Source organism: Pedobacter endophyticus, assembly GCF_015679185.1.
In the GTDB taxonomy this organism is placed as follows: domain Bacteria; phylum Bacteroidota; class Bacteroidia; order Sphingobacteriales; family Sphingobacteriaceae; genus Pedobacter; species Pedobacter endophyticus.
Genome location: NZ_CP064939.1, coordinates 35,236 through 50,643, shown reverse-complemented (window position 1 = coordinate 50,643; position 15,408 = coordinate 35,236). Strand labels below are relative to the sequence as shown.

General features: G+C 40.8%; 16 protein-coding genes. 4 read left to right on the top strand and 12 right to left on the bottom strand.

From position 1 onward, the window contains the following. Nucleotides 1-21: 21 nt before the first annotated feature. Entirely contained in the window at nucleotides 22-1,434 is a 1,413-nt protein-coding gene (locus IZT61_RS00240; protein ID WP_196099212.1) for a DUF5723 family protein, read from the top strand. A gap of 189 nt (nucleotides 1,435-1,623) precedes the next feature. On the opposite strand, the gene tsaB is transcribed toward IZT61_RS00240, so the two are convergent. The 7 genes from tsaB to IZT61_RS00205 form a co-directional block, all read right to left on the bottom strand. Then, a complete protein-coding gene (tsaB, locus tag IZT61_RS00235) occupies nucleotides 1,624-2,322 on the bottom strand; it encodes a tRNA (adenosine(37)-N6)-threonylcarbamoyltransferase complex dimerization subunit type 1 TsaB (protein ID WP_196099211.1) in 699 nt (232 codons plus the stop codon). Nucleotides 2,323-2,653: 331 nt separating this feature from the next. Beyond that, nucleotides 2,654-2,884: a membrane protein insertion efficiency factor YidD gene (gene yidD / locus IZT61_RS00230; protein ID WP_196099210.1), complete on the bottom strand. Its 231-nt coding sequence runs from the start codon at nucleotides 2,882-2,884 to the stop codon at nucleotides 2,654-2,656. Then, nucleotides 2,871-3,266: a ribonuclease P protein component gene (locus IZT61_RS00225; RefSeq protein WP_196099209.1), complete on the bottom strand. Its 396-nt coding sequence runs from the start codon at nucleotides 3,264-3,266 to the stop codon at nucleotides 2,871-2,873. Before IZT61_RS00225 ends, yidD begins: the two co-directional genes overlap by 14 nt. Before the next feature lie 89 nt (nucleotides 3,267-3,355). Next, entirely contained in the window at nucleotides 3,356-3,514 is a 159-nt protein-coding gene (gene rpmH, locus IZT61_RS00220; RefSeq protein WP_010601723.1) for a 50S ribosomal protein L34, read from the bottom strand. Between the two features lie 305 nt (nucleotides 3,515-3,819). Continuing rightward, entirely contained in the window at nucleotides 3,820-4,554 is a 735-nt protein-coding gene (locus IZT61_RS00215) for a LytR/AlgR family response regulator transcription factor (RefSeq protein WP_196099208.1), read from the bottom strand. Next, nucleotides 4,532-5,554 (bottom strand): sensor histidine kinase, encoded by a 1,023-nt coding sequence (locus IZT61_RS00210; protein WP_230383801.1) that lies wholly within the window; start codon nucleotides 5,552-5,554, stop codon nucleotides 4,532-4,534. The genes IZT61_RS00215 and IZT61_RS00210 overlap by 23 nt, the downstream gene beginning before the upstream one ends. Before the next feature lie 194 nt (nucleotides 5,555-5,748). Next, nucleotides 5,749-6,522, bottom strand: coding sequence for a LiaF transmembrane domain-containing protein (locus tag IZT61_RS00205; protein WP_196099207.1), 774 nt, complete (start codon nucleotides 6,520-6,522; stop codon nucleotides 5,749-5,751). A 129-nt stretch (nucleotides 6,523-6,651) separates the two neighbouring features. Between IZT61_RS00205 and IZT61_RS00200 the strand changes: the two genes are divergently transcribed. Next, nucleotides 6,652-7,524 (top strand): ChaN family lipoprotein, encoded by an 873-nt coding sequence (locus tag IZT61_RS00200; protein ID WP_196099206.1) that lies wholly within the window; start codon nucleotides 6,652-6,654, stop codon nucleotides 7,522-7,524. A 69-nt stretch (nucleotides 7,525-7,593) separates the two neighbouring features. On the opposite strand, the gene mscL is transcribed toward IZT61_RS00200, so the two are convergent. After that, a complete protein-coding gene (mscL, locus tag IZT61_RS00195; protein ID WP_196099205.1) occupies nucleotides 7,594-8,040 on the bottom strand; it encodes a large conductance mechanosensitive channel protein MscL in 447 nt (148 codons plus the stop codon). 164 nt (nucleotides 8,041-8,204) lie between these two features. Here mscL and rpoN point away from each other — a divergent pair, with 164 nt between their 5' ends. Then, nucleotides 8,205-9,677, top strand: coding sequence for an RNA polymerase factor sigma-54 (gene rpoN / locus IZT61_RS00190; protein ID WP_196099204.1), 1,473 nt, complete (start codon nucleotides 8,205-8,207; stop codon nucleotides 9,675-9,677). 77 nt (nucleotides 9,678-9,754) lie between these two features. On the opposite strand, the gene IZT61_RS00185 is transcribed toward rpoN, so the two are convergent. Then, the gene (locus IZT61_RS00185; protein ID WP_196099203.1) at nucleotides 9,755-10,765 is read right to left on the bottom strand and encodes a PorP/SprF family type IX secretion system membrane protein; all 1,011 of its coding nucleotides are present in this window, start codon (nucleotides 10,763-10,765) and stop codon (nucleotides 9,755-9,757) included. A 3-nt stretch (nucleotides 10,766-10,768) separates the two neighbouring features. Then, nucleotides 10,769-14,341, bottom strand: a complete 3,573-nt coding sequence (locus tag IZT61_RS00180) for a PKD domain-containing protein (protein ID WP_196099202.1) — start codon at nucleotides 14,339-14,341, stop codon at nucleotides 10,769-10,771. A 230-nt stretch (nucleotides 14,342-14,571) separates the two neighbouring features. On the opposite strand from IZT61_RS00180, the gene IZT61_RS00175 reads away from it, so the two are divergent. Then, the gene (locus tag IZT61_RS00175) at nucleotides 14,572-14,964 is read left to right on the top strand and encodes a hypothetical protein (RefSeq protein WP_196099201.1); all 393 of its coding nucleotides are present in this window, start codon (nucleotides 14,572-14,574) and stop codon (nucleotides 14,962-14,964) included. Between the two features lie 7 nt (nucleotides 14,965-14,971). Here IZT61_RS00175 and IZT61_RS00170 read toward each other — a convergent pair whose 3' ends face one another. Together IZT61_RS00170 and IZT61_RS00165 are read right to left on the bottom strand one after the other, a co-directional pair. Next, entirely contained in the window at nucleotides 14,972-15,187 is a 216-nt protein-coding gene (locus IZT61_RS00170) for a hypothetical protein (RefSeq protein ID WP_196099200.1), read from the bottom strand. Between the two features lie 54 nt (nucleotides 15,188-15,241). After that, nucleotides 15,242-15,382 carry a Sec-independent protein translocase subunit TatA/TatB gene (locus IZT61_RS00165; RefSeq protein ID WP_196099199.1) on the bottom strand — a complete coding sequence of 47 codons (141 nt, stop codon included), beginning with the start codon at nucleotides 15,380-15,382 and terminating at the stop codon, nucleotides 15,242-15,244. Nucleotides 15,383-15,408 lie beyond the last annotated feature (26 nt).

Below are 15,408 nucleotides of genomic sequence, written 5' to 3'. Positions count from 1 at the left end.
ATAAGTCCCAACCACCTTTACATGAAGAAACTTTTACTTGCGTTAGTCGCCATTTTAGGCTTTCAGATCGCTCAGGCACAACAATACGCCTTATTCGGCAGCAAAACCATGTTCGATGCCTTCGAAAATCCATCTCAAAAGTCATTTACATTAGATTCGTCGCGAAAGTTTTCATCTAATTTTTTCCTCCCCTACTTTGGGTCGAACGCTATCAATAAGGGTTCATCTAAATTTACCATCAGAAAGCTTACGCAAGAAGGTGTTTACGATACAGGATCGTTGCCAATTGGTACTGGCGAACGCAATCTTTTATTTGAAAACAGTAATATTTATGTAGCCGCCTTTAGGTTGTTCAAATCGTACAAATATCAAAAGGAAATGGGTTTCGCCTGGCAAATCCGATCTGATGCCCACGTAGATTATACCAACGAGACTTTAGTTGTTTTTGATAATTATGGCCGATTTACCCAAGGACAAGAGTATTTTGATATTTTTAATACGAAAGGATATCAACAAACGTATCACCAGTTTAGCTTTACATACAGAGAAAACTGGGACAAAAGACTGGCTTTCGGCGCAAAGGTAAGCTTGTTGAGTGGTATTGCCTATAATGAGGTACAGGTTGACGATTCTTATCTGTACGTTGATCCCGACACAAAAGATTTGTATTTAGGTTTGGCAGGAACTTATTATGGAAGTTTTTCTCGTACAGACGAGATCAATAAGAAAACATTTATCCCCAACTTCAAAAATCCGGGGCTTTCGTTAAGTTTTGGTACCAACTATACCACTAAAAAGGGATTGTTCTTAATGACGCATATTAAGGATTTGGGCTTCATCTGGTGGCGGAGCAAAACCAAAACCGCTGCGATAAATCAGGTAGAGCAAATTGAAAACTCAAGATTTGGGCAGGATTATACGAATGAGCGCATCAAGGATATTTTTAGAGCTGCCGAGCACAGTAAAAAGTTTTTACAACCTACAAATGCCAAACTTGACGTGTATGCCTCTAAAAGATTTGGTTTTTATAAACCGGCGCTAGCCATTTCGAAAAACCTATTTTATAAAGGTGGCGACGTTGCTTTTGTGAATGAGTTTAGCGTCAACAACTTTTCGGGAAGCGTTACGCCGATTTACAACTTCAATAACGTGGCAATGTTGGGCGTTCAGGCCAAGTACCAAACACCTAATTTTGAAGTGTTTTTAGGTACCGATAATTTAATTGCCACAAGTTTCCAAACCATTGGAACAATAAAAAAAGATGCAACTGTTGGCTCCGGACCAAACGGAGCGTCGTTTTATATGGGTGTGGGGATAAAATTTGGCAATGTGGTTAACCACCCTCAATTTAGTGACGTAATGCCTGGCATAAACGATCAGAACGAAGGAAGTTTCTTTAAAAACCTGTTTTCTGTATTTAAGAAGAAGAGGTAAAGAGCGTCTCCCTTTGAAAGAGCCTCACCCTTTGAAAGTAAGAAGTAATCTATGGCTCAGCGCCGCCCTCTCCCGAAGAGAGGGTTTTTAGGGGCAGTACTTTTAACCTTGAAGTAGTAGTATTGGGCTTATCATTGTCCTTCAAAACCCTCCCTTCTGGGGAGGGACGAGCATAAAAAAGCCAAATCACTAGCTTTGTTTGGGTGGGGCTTTTTTTGGTTGTGTAACTACAAAATCCTTGAGGTAAAACGGCTCAAAATAGGCCACATCTTCAAATTGACCATTGTTGAAAGCGCTGTCGGCCAGACCCGACATGTAGGCCGCTGAGTTAAAATTCGAATCGCTAAAGCAAGCGTTTGCATGGTTCAAAACGTCGCCACATTTTGATGAACCATCACCAATAAATGTAATTTGATTGTTCGGCAGCAGATTTAAAAAGCTGTTTTCGTCGATTATCTTGGCTGATGTTGGCTCGATCACATTCAACGCTGCGTCGAAAACCGAAGTGTAAACTTCCATTCTCCGGGCATCAATCATTGGGCAAACCAAGCCTTTGTAATCGCGGTTTTCAAGTAAAAATCCCGCGGCCATCATTTTGAGTGTTTCAATGGCAATTAAGGGTTTTTCTAACGCGTAGCAAAGTCCTTTCGCAGTAGAAACGCCGATGCGCAGACCAGTATAAGAGCCCGGCCCCTTGCTTACCGCAACTGCATCTATTTCACTGTAGCTTAGCCCAATTGACTTAATTGCTTCTTCAACAAAAAGGGTAAGGCTGCTGGCATGCAAATTCTGACCACTCTGTTCTTTAACTGAAACCGTCTTTCCATCAATTGAAACAGCAACCGAACAAACTTGAGTAGCAGTTTCTATCTGAAGTATTTTAGCCATGCCGCAAAGATAAGAAGATAGTCTGAAGTCGGAAGTCCGGAGTCGGGAGAAATGACTAATTAGCAATTTGCAATGAGCAATAAATCAAATAATCAAGAAGTCATCCGATGAATATCGACATGCTGCTTATATTCATCGGATGACTCAATCACGAATGACCAATCAGCAATAACAAACTAGCGACTAGCAATCCCATATGACGAAGTTCGCAACCTGCAAAGTTTGATCATTGAAATTTGATTATTGATAATTAAGATGTGATTATTGGTAATTCTCTTTTATCCCCCTGAAACGTTTGATAATTGAGATTTGATTATTGATAATTAATAACTTAGGGCACTGGATCTGGTCCATGTTTTCCCCAGGGGTGGCAGCGACCTATGCGTTTCAGCGCCATCCAACCGCCTTTAAACGGACCATATTTGCGGATTGCTTCAATGCCGTATTGCGAGCAGGTGGGTGTAAACCTGCAATTTGCGCCCAATAAAGGCGAAATGCCATACTGATAAATCCTTATTAAGCCCAAAAAAAGCCAGCCGAAAATTTTGTTAATTATTCTCATTCGGTTCAATTAAGGTTTTAAAGCGCTTAAAAGTGGCGATTAACTTTTTCTGAATAAATGCGAATTCGTACTTTTCTTTTCCCACAAATTGAATGGAAAATAACAGCAAACCCTTATCAGATGGGAGTTTCGAATAAAATTCTTCTTGCTTATTTAGACGGTAAGCCTCGCGAATGCGGCGCTTAAGGGTATTGCGATCGACCGCTCTCTTGTATCTCTTTTTCGGAACATTGATTACCACCTGAGCCTGAACGCTGTCGGGCTGATCAATAAAAAGATAGGAAATTCGAAAGGGATATAATAAAAAAGAAGAACCGTTTTTAAATAGCAGATCTAAATGTTTTCTGCTACATAACCGTTCTTCTTTTTTGAATGTGTACATCTATTTTTGATTGTCCCCAACGGGATGCCTGTGGCATATTTGCAGATTCTGATCTGCCGATTCCGATTACTCGGAAAAGCAATCAAAAATTATGCTTTATGCTTGCGTTCGTCAGAAACTGTTAATCTTTTTCTTCCTTTAGCACGACGTGATGCTAATACTCGTCTGCCGTTAGCTGTTGCCATTCTTTCGCGGAAGCCGTGTTTGTTTCTTCTCTTTCTTTGCGAAGGTTGGTATGTTCTTTTCATGACTGTATATTATCTTATTAATTTCAAAATTAAGAGGTGCAAATATAAAGCGATTTGATTACAAATGCAAATGTGTTTAATTTTATTTTTATTTGAAAAGTTTGGGAGGAATTCTAATTGGCAAATGCAGTTATTCTTTTTAAAACCGTTGACTGAAGTCAACGGCAATGCAGGGAAAATCGCTTTTAAACATGGCTACTTTGCAAAATAATGCCACGGAAATAGAGAAATCACGGAAAAGAATTAAAATTTGTATTTAAACCGTTGACTGAAGTTAGGGGCAATGAATCCGATTTAACTTTTACTTACAATCCCAAAGCTGCTTTTAGCTTCACGTAACCGGTCTTGCTCACTGGCAACCAAATATCAGATTTTAACAAAACCACATAGCTATCTTTTTCCTTCAATTCAATCTTAGTAACCTGCGCCAAATTAATTATGTACGAACGGTGAATACGGATAAACGAATTAGAATCCAGCGTTTGTTCAAAGTAGTTCATTGTTTTATTCTTGTAAAACACGCCGTCAACCGTACTTAATTTCACATAATCGTCATCCGCTTCAAGGTAATTGATATCGCCGGTTGGAATAATCTTTATTACACCTTCTTTTTTTACCACTACCCTATTGTTTTGGGCAGGGCTTAGCGCCGCGGCAGCTAAAACGGCCTCGGTATTATCCTTCTGGTTTAATCTTGATGGTAGCTTTTTAATGGCCGCATCAAAACGAAGCTGATCGATTGGCTTAAGCAAGTAATCAACGGCATTAACTTCAAAGGCTTTAATTGCATATTCGTCAAAGGCGGTTGTAAAAATGACTGCCGGCTTATCTTCTACGAGTTCGAGCATTTCGAAACCACTTATTTTTGGCATTTGAATATCCAGAAAAATAAGATCAGGCTTATGCATATGTATCGCCTTTAACCCCTCGAAGCCGTCGCAGCACTCAGCAACAACTTCTATTTCAGGATGATCTGCAAGATAATACTTAACAATATCTCTAGCTAAAGGTTCATCATCAATTAGTATCGTTCTGATCATTTTTTTGTGGAATTTTCAAGGTGGTAATATATAAATTATTTGCCTGAATTTCGGTTTGCAATAAATGTGGATTGGCAAATAACAAATACAATCGTCGCTTAATCGCACTTAAGCCAAACCCAGTACCCCCTGCAGCCTTCATTTCGGGGTCGAACGGGTTTTGTACACGCAGTTCCAATATATTTCGATCTACGGTAACATCAACTTTGATGGTAATGCCTGCAGAAGTATTGTACAAGCCGAATTTGATCGCGTTTTCGACAATGGGCTGCAACAATGTTCCGGGCAAGCATAAATTTAAGGTGTCGTCGGCCACGTTAACCTCAATATTTAACCGATGGCTGAAACGCACCTTTTCAATATCCAGATAAAGCTGAATGTATTCCATCTCCTCCTCTACCGAAACCCACAATTCGTCATCACGTTTCAATGTCCCCCGAAGAAATGAGGCCAGTTTGGTGATCATAACGCCAGCCTCTTTGGGGTTAACCATGGTAAGTGCAAATACAGAGTTTAAACTGTTAAATAAAAAATGTGGCTGTAACTGGTGCCGAAGTTTATTCAATTCTGCTTCTTTTGCCAGGCTTTTGGCTGCCGAAAGCCGCTCGTGTGTTTCTGATTGTTCCTCGAGTTTATACCACAATATATTAGCGAGCGCACACCAGCCCAAACACATAAATGAGATCAGGCCACGGAACGAAAACGAAAAGTTATAAAAATCCTGATATTCCTTAAAATCGGCGAAAATATAAAGGATGATCAATTTGGCGAGGTAAATAATTACGACGGTTAACGCCAGGGTAATGATCAGCACATAAAGAATACGCTCCTTTTTGGGCTGGTAATACCCAAACATATTGCTGATTACAATACAGGCCAATACAAGCAGAAAGTTGCTGATGAAACTATCGGCAAGCGAAATTAGCCACGAAAAGTTTACCATATAGTGTAACCCCACAGTACACAAAAGAAACCATGCAATAGCAATTGCAGTCGACATTTTTTGTATTTGAGGTACGGAAAGCGGTCTAGTTGTCAACTTGTTTTTGTTTAGTAAATGATTGTAGATTAGTGAACTGCTGAACTGGTTAACTGATTAATCGGCCAACTGGTTAATTGTTTTTGAATTGCCGGGCAGGTGGTCAGGAATTAATGCCCAATGAACGAATTCAACTAATGAACCAATGAGCTAATTTAAAAGCTTTTGATCTCAATGCCTCCAAACAGCACCGTACCATCTAAAACTAAGGTTTTGTGCATTTGGTCAACGGGTAGCATATGCCCTCTTTTATCCTCAACGCTGCCGAATATTGCAGTAACGTTCGATTTTATTGCCCAATTGGGAGGAACAATTAATTTAATACCACCAAATACGGCGGTAACATCAAGCGAGATGGAGTCAGTAAAATCAGCCTGGGTCATGATGATATCTGCTCCGCCGAACACTGCGCTAATGTCGCCGCCGCGAAAGTTTTTTGAATACACCGTTTGATGCGACCCACCAAAAACCGCGATGACATCTATACTATCGTTACTCCCAGCAGTATTTTGCGGAGCATCGGTGGGCAGGCTACCGCTTTCTACGCCAAACTCACCTTTTAAACGATCTTTAAAACCCATTTTTCTTTTCGACTGTTTTGGTCTCAGAATCAAGAAAGCGCCGATAATGACCAGTCCAAATCCGAGCCCATATTTGGAGGCATCAAAATCGAGACGCATGTCGTCAATGGTGTTAAAAGCGCCGATTAAAACCAATATTAGCCATCCAATTCCTTTGAAATTACGCTTTACGCCTATAAATAAACCCAACGCAAGCAAAAATGTCCAAATAGTAAATACCCAGTTAGGAATATCTAATCCCATATTGTCGAGTAAAAATGCGACGCCAATAACTACAATTATTACGCCCATCCAAACCCTTCCCGAACTTTTTGACGAACTTTTTTCGTTTATATTTAAATTTTCCATTTGTGAATGTTTATCAACCGAAAGTATGACAAAGGAAATGAATAGCCTATAATCATTCCTCAAAACTTTCCGAAACAGCGGTAAGCAACCGCATTTTATCGGTGAAAAATATTTCGTTAATTTCAGCGCATGAAATATTTATTATTCTTGATCGCCTTTTGCGCCTTTTCAAATTTGCGTGGACAAGAAATGAACCCAGACTTTAAGGTTTACGATGTACGACGACAGAGGCTTGCATTGATCAGCGATATTGTAGCGGATATGGATAAAGCAACCGTCCTTTTCTTTGGTGAGGAACACAACGACTCGATAGGACATTCTCTGGAGCTGATGATTTTACGAAAAATGAATGAGCGGTTTCCGGCACAAACGGCGCTTAGCCTCGAAATGTTTTATACGGATGTGCAGCCCGAGCTCGACGAATACCTAGCTGGAGCGATATCGGAGAGCAACTTTATAAAAGAAGGGAGAGCATGGTCAAACTACAGCGATTACCGTCCCTTAATTGAATATGCGAAAGCCAATAAATTGCGTGTTATTGCGGCAAACGCCGCAGCACGATACAGTAATGCAGTTACAAAGGGCGGGTTGGAAGCTTTAAGATTACTTCCGCGGTCATCTTTTACCTTTCTGCCACCGTTACCAATTGATACAGCGTCAGGAAGATACTATGAAAAATTCAACGCTCTACTGGGTGGGCATAACATGGGATCGATGAAAGTTTACCAAACGCAGAACTTTTGGGATGCAACAATGGCATGGTCGATTGCGAAATATTTAAAAACACAGCGATCTGCGAAAGTCCTTCATATTAATGGGCGCTTTCATAGTGACGAAAAGTTGGGAATTCCCGCTCAGTTGGCACGTTACGCCCCAAAAATAAAAACCTTAAATATTTCCGCCTTCAGCGACGATAGTTTTGAGCACCCCGACTGGGAAAAATTCAAAGATCTTGGAGATTATGTGATCATTACAAACCCCGAGATTGTTAAAAACCCGTAAAATAAACCTGAGCGTGCAGCTACCCTGTAGCAAAGCACGTTCTTGACGCTTATATTTATTGATTAGAAACTAAGCCTTCGTTTTCAGCAGGTCTCTGATTTCTGTTAACAATACTTCTTCTTTTGTTGGTGCTGGCGGAGCAGATGGAGCGGCTTCTTCTCTGCGTTTTAAGGCGTTAATTGCCTTTACCATTAAAAAGATGATAAAAGCCAATATTAAAAAATTAATTACCTCTGTTATAAAGTTTCCCCAGGCGAAAACTGGACCGAGTTTTTTTGCATCCTCTAAAGAAAGATCGGGATTTGCCCGAAATGCAGTTTTAACTTTATCGTTCAACGGAAGATAAAAGTTAGTAAAGCCTTTGTCGCCGATTAACAAGCTGATTGGCGGCATAATTAAATCATTTACAAGCGATTGCACAATTTTACCAAAGGCACCGCCAATAATTACACCGACAGCTAAATCAATTACATTGCCCTTTATCGCAAACTCCTTAAACTCTTTTATAAATCCCATAAGTTATGTTTTGGATGACTTTTATTTACTAAAGTAGCAAACATTTAGCTTTATACAAACGTTTACGAATTAATTTAAACCAAACATAACAAACAGCATTTGGATGAATTGCAAGAAATATCTGAAATGATTTGTTTATTTTTGCTCCGAATCGTTTAAACAATATGCTAAAGCAACATTTACAACAAAAGTTATTACAAAAGTTATCACCTCAACAAATTCAGTTCATTAAATTGTTGCAAGTGCCAACCGTTGCTTTAGATACAAGGGTAAAAGAGGAGTTGGAAGATAATCCTGCGCTTGAAGATCCGAGTTTAATGACGCAGGAAGAACCCAAAGGCGAATATGACGATTTAAATGATGGGCCAGACGATTTCGAAAGCTCGCAGGAAGAAACAAGCCTCGACGAATTTAATGTTGATGATTACCTGCAAGACGACACGGCAAATGATTATAGCACCAACTATAATAATGGCGATGACGATGAAGAGAAAAAGGAAACGCCAATTGCAATTGAAAGTACTTTTTTCGAGAGCCTGCAAGAGCAGTTAGACCTGATCCCCCTGTCCGATCAGGATTTTATTATCGGTAAGCAGATTATCGGAAGTCTGGATGATGATGGTTATTTACGTCGTCCGCTGATGTCGATGATTGATGATTTGGCATTTTCGCAAAACGTGATGGTTGAAGAAGAGGATGTTTTGGAAATGCTAAAGCTGATTCAAAGTTTCGACCCTCCGGGCATTGGCGCCAGAGACTTAAAAGAGTGCTTGCTTATTCAGCTAAAGCGGAAAGACCCCAATAACCCGATTATTATTAAGGCGATGAACGTAGTTGAGAATTACCTCGACGAGTTTACCCGCAAACATTATGATAAACTTGAAAAAAGCCTTGGTTTAGATAGCGAAGAGCTTAAAGAGGTGGTTAACGAGATTTTAAGACTGAACCCAAAACCGGGCGATGCCAATCAGGTTACCACAAAGCAAATGCAAATTATTCCTGATTTTCATATCAGCAATAATGATGGTGTTTTGATCTTGACACTGAACTCTAAAAATGCACCCGAGTTAAAGGTGAGCCGCTCTTACCAGGAAATGTTCGAGCATTACGACAAGGCTTCCTCAAAAGATAAAAAACTTAAGGAAGCTGTTCAGTTTGTTAAACAAAAGCTCGATTCGGCAAAATGGTTTATCGATGCGATCAAACAGCGCCAACAGACTTTGCTTAAAACAATGAATGCCATAATGCATTATCAGTACGAATATTTTTTAACTGCCGACGAGCGTAAAATGCGCCCGATGATATTAAAGGATATTGCTGATAAAATTGATATGGATATTTCTACGGTATCGAGGGTGGCAAACTCAAAATACGTGCAAACGGAATTCGGAACATTTTTGTTAAAATCGTTCTTTTCAGAAGCTATTCAGACCGAAAACGGAGAAGAAGTTTCGAATAAAGAAGTTAAGAAAATTCTTGAAGACTGTATCGGTAACGAAGATAAGCGCAAGCCTTTGGCCGACGAGAAACTGACCGAAATTTTAAAAGAAAGAGGATACAACATCGCCAGAAGAACTGTGGCAAAATACCGTGAACAAATGAACATTCCGGTGGCCAGGTTGAGAAAGGAACTTTAACAGTTTTCAGTCGGCAGTTGACAGTTTTCAGTTGACAGTTTGAACTGCTAATTATTAACTGCAAACCGAAAACTGAATTACCACATCCTGATATAAGACGGTACTTTATAAATGTTGTTAAGCAACAGCCCCAAAACAATTTCGTGACTTCCGTTACTTACCTGGTTTAATTCGGAAGTGGTAAAATCGTACGAATAAGTCAGGTTAACCATTTTGCCGATGTTAAAGCCGGCCATGGCGGCGAACGAATCATTTTTGCGGTAACTTCCGCCCAGCCAAACCTTATCTCTAAATGCCACTTTCATATTTAAATCTATTGAAACGGGGCTGGGTTGAACATACTTCACCATCACCGACGGAATTGCCGAAATCTCCTCATCGACAAAGAATTTATACCCTGCAGTGGCGAAATAGTGCGGAACCTCTTTTCCCATGTTATAAGTTTTATCACCGGTAAAGCTCAATTTTTGTGGGAGAATCTGCTGAACAGAAGCTCCGGCAAAAAGCCTTGCGCCATACAGCCACAAACCGATGCTCAAATCGGGTTTAACCTGATTAACAAGCGCCCTGTTCAAAATCGGATCGTAAGGCGTATCAAAAGTTAAAGCATTTAAATCGAGTGAAATACTGGATATGCCTGCAGCAATACCCGCCGACAGGTTAAAATCGTTGCTGAGCTGAAGGTGATAGGCATAGGTTACGTTGGCATCCAATCTTTTAATTGGTCCTGTTTTATCCAAAACGGCCGTAACGCCCACCCCGTGATGCGAGGGCGACGACATGTAGTTTTGCATGTAATTCCTATCCATCGGGTTTCCGGTTTCTTCAGGAAATGATGTTAACGCGTTGCTCCATAATTGGTTATCGCCCAGGGCCCAGTGTGCCGACACAAAAGAAGTTTGAGGAGCATCGTTTATTCCGGCCCACTGCTTTCGGTAACCGGCCTTAAAATCAACATAGTTCTCTATACCGGAAAGCGCAGGATTAAGCAAATACTGGTTAAATATGTACTGCGTATATTGAGGTTTTTGCTGTGAAAAACCATTAGCCCAAGTAAAAATGGCAATTAAAAAAATAAGCTTTTTCAATTTCTATCTAATTATTGTAAGCGATCCTGTTATTGTTTTCCTGCCATTTCCCGGATTGATGACATAATAGTAAACCCCTACCGGTAAGGGCTCATTCTGATAATTTCCATCAAATGGCACAGCATATCTATTGCTAAAAAACACCTTGCTGCCATTGCGGGTAAAAACCTCAACTGTTGCATTCGGATACGATTCTAAATTCGCTATCTGCCAAACATCGTTCACATTGTCGCCGTTTGGTGTAAATGCGTTTGGTGGCTTCACAAGCTGCAAAACCTTAACCAACACTTTCGATGTTGCCGTACAACCATTGGGCTGAGTGGTAACGGTTAGCGTGTATTCGGTATCTATATCGGGCGAAGCCACTGGGTTCAATACATCACTTGTTTCTAAGTTCAACGCCGGAGCCCATTGGTACAATAAGTCTTCACCGCTGGCCTTTGCAGGGATCGTTATTTTGTCGCCAGAAAGAATGTAAAGGGTTTCGCCTGCGTCGGCTAGCGGCGATTTGTACACCTCAATTGTTTTTGTAATCGAAGTTGAGCAACCATTATAGGCCGTAAAGGTGTACGTGATGTTATGGAAGCCTGCACCAGCTACCTTCGGATTAAACCTCCCATCGGGCGCCAAACCGCGGCCATCGCTTGTGTAAGCCTCGTTGCCAACAATGCCTGTAGTTTCTGAAGCCAAGGCAACCGAAACCGAACCATCGGCCTCACAAACAGGTACCAAATCGTTAAAAACAACCTGTGGAGCCGGCTTTAAGGTAATTTCTTTCGAGATATCCTTGCTACAATCCGAATTATCACCCGTAAAAGCCACAATTCTTATCGTAAATTTTTCATCTTCATTGCCACCAAACCCTTCATAAGTTAAAGGGATTTCTTCATTATCTTTCGGGTACATAACCGTTTTCGAAATCGTACCTGGATGCCTGGCAGCATCCTGATAAATTTCCAGTTTCACAATGCGACCAGATAGCGCAGTAAATCCATTGGTAATAATTACATCGTTATTACTACATAAATCGGCTTCATTACGAACAGTAAAATCGGCCAAATCTACCCGCCCGTTTACGGTAAAATTTTGGGTGGAAACAGATTGACAGCCATTGGAGTTGATAACGGTAAGGGTTACTACATAGGTACCGGCCGTATTGTATTGGTGCCTGCCTGTTGGGGCATTTGAAGTATTGGGGTTTGCAGCAGTCGCATTTACATCGCCAAAATCCCATTGATAACTTAACACTCCCCTGCCATCCGAAGCATCGGTTGATGTATTGGTGAAAGTTGCTGATGCATCGGCGAAACATACATCCGGCAGGGTAAAATTTGCGACCGGCAAATCGTTGATAATAATACGTTTGGATGATGACGTAGTTTCACAGCCTTCGCTGCTTTTGGTAGTCAATGTTACAAAATAGGTTCCCTTATCCGCAAAAACATGCACAAAGGGCAATTTATCCGTTCGCACTTCAGGGGCAGTTCCGTCGCCAAAGTCCCATGTCCATTCTACAATTTTCGACGCTGGGAAAACAGCAGTGCTAATTTCCGAATTGTCGGCAATCACTACAGCGGTATTTTTACAACCATTAGTCGGCAAAATGAAGTCGCTTTGTGGTAGCGGATGGATTTGAAGTGTTTGTTTAGGAATTGGGTCAGACAAACAGCCGTTAACCGATTTTACCAAAAGTGTAGCCTGATAATTACCCTCGTTTGCATATTGATGAATGGGATTCGCCTCATCAACAGACGGCGTTCCATCGCCGAAGTCCCAATACCAGTTGCTAATCACAATCCCTGATGGGTCAGGAATGCTAGTGAATTTAACATCTCCGTTTACGCAAGCAGCGGTTACATCGGTTGTAAAACCAGCCACGGGTAAATCGTAAATGGTAAATTGATACTTAATGTTCGGATCGATAGTTATACATAAATCAACGTCAGAAGCAGGCGCCGAAACTTCTACCTTATGCTTACCCTGTGGATAAGCCGCAACCGGAAAAGGTGAGTTATAAACATACAGATAGGTTCCATCAGCCTGGCGAATTGGCTCCTCAGGATCGAGAAGCGATTGAGGTACTCCATCATCAAGCGTCCAGTCGATACTACTCGCAGGGTAGGGCAATGTAATCCTTAAAGCAACTGGAACGCCGACACAGCCATCAGGGCCTTTTTCATCGCTTTCGGTGTTCACAACCGTTAAATAATTGTTTGCGGCCAAATTGGTACCTGCAGAGTAGGCGTACGATTCGGTTCGGCCATATCCATAAGCAATGGCGTTAAAACCCACATCGGCCGACAGGGTTAAGTGTTCGTCTGTTACCTGTATTTGGGCGTAAGAATAGAGTGGATTGCCGGCCAGCGGTGTCCATGTAGCCGCCGGAGCGGTTCCATTGATTTTAAATGTAGCTGTTCGGTCGGTTTTTATTAAAATGTTAAGAAACTTTTCGAAAATATTTTCTTTACCAGAGGAAAATACGGTGATATTATTCACATTAAATTCGACGGGATTTAACAACACCATATCGGCATCGCCATTGCCCGCATGGCCGCCCGAGCTTGATGCACAAGCAACAGAGTACATGTATTGGCTCACTAAGATTTTCTTATCAGCGGTTACCAGGGTGGCATCATTTAGTCGATCTGACGGGTAAAAATCGCCGGCATTTACCAACGTGGTAACCAAAACCCCGTCCTGGTAAATCTTGGTATCAGGCTCGGTTGCAATGGCTCTATATAAATAAGACTGCCCAAAAAAGGGCACAATTCCGTACGATTTACCTAAACTGGATATCGGGTAGACTTGCTGATATAAAGGGTCGGCGCTTGAATTTATTGGATGACAATCCTCTATTACTATAGTTGATGAGCCCGAAAAAGCAGCAAACCGGGTACATGAGGCCGTTGGCGATGTTGGATCTACGTATACCGAAACGCCCGTTAAATCGCTTAAGCCCGAGGTGTATTCGTAAACATCGCCGGCATTTAAATCGATTGGCGGCTCTTCTGTTCCGTCTTTACGTTTAATAATTAACCTGCTGTTGTCCATCACGCCAACCAGGGTTAAAAAATTGCGACCGCTGGAAGAAGTCTGAGTATAATTAGCAGAAAAATATTTTTGCCCCAACGCATCAAATGGCAATATCAGTGAGGCTGCAGAGCGATTGCCGGCATAAATATGCGCATAAACAGCTACTTTTGGCTTGCCAGGCGTAACAGCAACATGTATTCCGCGGTTGGTTAATACCCTATCGGCTTCGTAAATGTCGACATACGAGTCTGCTCTTGGCACCTCAATGGGCACAGCGATATTTGGTTCTATTTTCACTAATTTATCGAACGACCCGCAGGTAACCCTAACTTCAGTAGTTTCTTTAGAAGTTACAAATAAAACAATCTGAGCAGCCAGCCTCGCATCGGAAGAGGAAGGTACATGACTTGGGAAAACCGCCCAGAAGTCAAGCCCTTCGTTAGATATGCTTTGACCGAAAGCGCTAATCGAAAAAAATAAAATTAAAGTGGTTAAAAATAACCTGCCCCTGGTTACTAAAGTTTGTTTGTTCGTTTTAGACACTATATTGAATTCGTTAAAAGAAATGCAATATACTATTTATGGCAACTAACAAAAACAACGAAATTCGATTTAACACATTTTATCATTAAAAAAAACTGTTTGGTGTAAAAAAAGCCCAAGGTTTGTGTAAAAAAATTGCACTTAATTACACCATGTTACTACTTTGACGCCAATTATTTGCACTATCCCTCAGCAATAAGTTTTACTCATCCCACTAAAGCTTTTCACCTATGATTGCTTACCTGTACCTGATGAATAAGGTTTATCCTGCAAGGGTCAACGATGCGCCAAACCTGCTCTATTATGAAGAATTGGTCGAGGCTCATTTTAAACTTGTAAATTCAGACAAAGATGACGAAATCTTACTACTGAATTATAGAAATGCGTTCTTTTTCTTTAAAAACCATGTGTATAATGCAGTAAATGATGCTTATAGGATGATAAAGCATGAGCTGGATGATTTTGATACGATCCAGTTTGAACACAATATGACGAAACTTGAAAACACTCACTATAATATGGACCGATTGCTAGAAGTGATCAGTCATTTTAGTTTTATTTTATCGGGCTACAACCTCGATCGGAGCGCCAGCATCAGGCCAGACGCAGAAGTGCGGAATTGAGATAAAATTAATTGTTGCTACCGCTGTCCGATTGGTCGCCGCTGCCATATTTTTCTGAGAAATCTTTCGCGTGCTCGTCCGCAACTGGGTCGTTATGGTCTTTAGGCTCCAGATTTTCGTCTAAGCGTTCATTCCAGTTGTCTAATCCCTTCTCAGGATTTTGTGCATTTTTTTCAGTAAAATCTGCCTTTAACTTGTCTTGATCGTGATTTTTAGGTTCCATAATTCAATTTTATAAAACAACATTGAACAATAGAGAATGTTTTAAAAACAAGAGCTACTTTTTTCGGGGCTCATCTTTGGCTTCTTTAAATTCCTTTACACTCTTACCTATCCCACGCATCAATTCGGGTATTTTTTTCCCTCCAAAAATTAATACAATTACGGCTCCTATTAAAATGATTTCAATTATCGACATATCTTTTTTTATCACAATGTACAAAA

Excerpts from the sequence above, each read along its gene's own strand:
- IZT61_RS00165 (WP_196099199.1), bottom strand. The coding sequence starts at position 15,382 with ATGTCGATAATTGAAATCATTTTAATAGGAGCCGTAATTGTATTAATT.
- rpmH (WP_010601723.1), bottom strand. The coding sequence starts at position 3,514 with ATGAAAAGAACATACCAACCTTCGCAAAGAAAGAGAAGAAACAAACAC.
- rpoN (WP_196099204.1), top strand. The coding sequence starts at position 8,205 with ATGCTAAAGCAACATTTACAACAAAAGTTATTACAAAAGTTATCACCT.
- IZT61_RS00200 (WP_196099206.1), top strand. The coding sequence starts at position 6,652 with ATGAAATATTTATTATTCTTGATCGCCTTTTGCGCCTTTTCAAATTTG.
- IZT61_RS00240 (WP_196099212.1), top strand. The coding sequence starts at position 22 with ATGAAGAAACTTTTACTTGCGTTAGTCGCCATTTTAGGCTTTCAGATC.
- tsaB (WP_196099211.1), bottom strand. The coding sequence starts at position 2,322 with ATGGCTAAAATACTTCAGATAGAAACTGCTACTCAAGTTTGTTCGGTT.
- IZT61_RS00210 (WP_230383801.1), bottom strand. The coding sequence starts at position 5,554 with ATGTCGACTGCAATTGCTATTGCATGGTTTCTTTTGTGTACTGTGGGG.
- IZT61_RS00205 (WP_196099207.1), bottom strand. The coding sequence starts at position 6,522 with ATGGAAAATTTAAATATAAACGAAAAAAGTTCGTCAAAAAGTTCGGGA.
- mscL (WP_196099205.1), bottom strand. The coding sequence starts at position 8,040 with ATGGGATTTATAAAAGAGTTTAAGGAGTTTGCGATAAAGGGCAATGTA.
- yidD (WP_196099210.1), bottom strand. The coding sequence starts at position 2,884 with ATGAGAATAATTAACAAAATTTTCGGCTGGCTTTTTTTGGGCTTAATA.
- IZT61_RS00225 (WP_196099209.1), bottom strand. The coding sequence starts at position 3,266 with ATGTACACATTCAAAAAAGAAGAACGGTTATGTAGCAGAAAACATTTA.
- IZT61_RS00215 (WP_196099208.1), bottom strand. The coding sequence starts at position 4,554 with ATGATCAGAACGATACTAATTGATGATGAACCTTTAGCTAGAGATATT.
- IZT61_RS00170 (WP_196099200.1), bottom strand. The coding sequence starts at position 15,187 with ATGGAACCTAAAAATCACGATCAAGACAAGTTAAAGGCAGATTTTACT.
- IZT61_RS00175 (WP_196099201.1), top strand. The coding sequence starts at position 14,572 with ATGATTGCTTACCTGTACCTGATGAATAAGGTTTATCCTGCAAGGGTC.